The sequence below is a fragment of the Rhodoplanes roseus genome (assembly GCF_003258865.1).
Taxonomy (GTDB): Bacteria; Pseudomonadota; Alphaproteobacteria; order Rhizobiales; family Xanthobacteraceae; genus Rhodoplanes; species Rhodoplanes roseus.
The window spans coordinates 1-1,259 of the sequence record NZ_NPEX01000575.1 but is presented as its reverse complement, the minus strand read 5'-3'; the positions used below and the strand labels follow the sequence as shown (position 1 = coordinate 1,259).

General features: G+C 74.3%; 1 protein-coding gene. It reads right to left on the bottom strand.

Annotated features, from left to right (window positions below; genetic code table 11):
* Positions 1-90: 90 nt before the first annotated feature.
* Positions 91-1,008, bottom strand: a complete 918-nt coding sequence (locus tag CH341_RS34680; RefSeq protein ID WP_170149888.1) for a hypothetical protein — start codon at positions 1,006-1,008, stop codon at positions 91-93.
* Positions 1,009-1,259: the final 251 nt, after the last annotated feature.

The window sequence follows — 1,259 nt, the reverse complement described above, 5'->3', positions numbered from 1 at the left end:
GCGGCGGCCGATCGTGCGCGTTCATCAAACACAGGGGTGGTCACCGGCTCCTGATCGTCCGCGAGGTCGGCCGGATGCCGCGACTCCGGGTCAGTCGCTCGCCCCACCGGCTCCGCCTTTGCCGCCGGCGCCGCCCGTGGCGCCGAGCCCGCCTGCACCGCCTGCACCGCCACCCGGACCGCTGCCCGCCTTGCCGCCGCGGCCGCCGACGCCGCCGGAAACGCTCGGCCCGTCACGCCCGTCGCGGTTCCCTCGAGCCCCGGTCGTCGGGTTCGTCGCGTCGAGCGACGCGAAGTAATCGGTGCAATCGGCGGCTTCGTAGATGTCCGACTGCGGTGGCCGGCTCGACAGGCCGCGAGCCTCTCGGCGCGTCTGCCGCAGCAACTCCGTGCAGTAGGCCACGAGAGCCTGATCGGGTGCGGGCGAGCCGGCGCGTCCGCCCTTCCCGCCCGGTGCTCCGGGCAGGCCGCCGCCGTCACCGCCGCGCCCGCCGGCTTGGCCGCCCTTGCCGCCCGGTGCTCCGGGCAGGCCGCCGCCGTCGCCGCCACGCCCACCGGCTTGACCACCTTTGCCGCCCGGCGCGCCGGGGAGGCTGCCGCCATCGCCACCACGTCCAGGCTGTCCGCTTTGCGCCGACCTCATGTCGTCGTCTCCTTGAGCGAGGGTGCGGAAGAGATCCGAGCAATCGGCAGGGCCCATACCGGTCGGGCCACGCAGCGTCGTCGCGTCCTGACCACGGTGCAACGCCTCCAGCACGTCGATGCAGTAGGCGAACACCTGGTCGGGCTCGTACCCGACTGCTGCTCCCGCGGGGCGTCCCGCGGCAGCGTGTCCCGAGGCGCCACCCTTTCCGCCCGGTGCTCCGGGCAGACCAGCGCCGTCGTTGGATGCCGTCAGGACGAGAAGAGTCTCGATCGGCGCCGTTGCGTGGCTGGTGGCGGCCCGCGCGAATGTCCCCGCGGCCGCGGCGCAACCGAGCGCCACGATCAGTGTCGTTGTTCTTCTCATTGCTCGTCTCCTCGAGAACGGTCGACGCGAAGTCGGGATCGCTGCGGCGAGCGGCGAAGGACGCGCGTCTGGCGTCCCTCGCCTGAGTTTCTTTACTGGGACGATCCGCCGGCGCCGCCCGCCCCACCGGTGCCGCCGAAGCTGCCGGTGCCGCCGCCGCCGCCGGCGCCACCGACCGATCCCGGGCCGCGTGCTGCACCGCCGCCGCCGCCGGATCCGCCGGTTCCTCGGTTGATGCCGGCGCCGCCGGC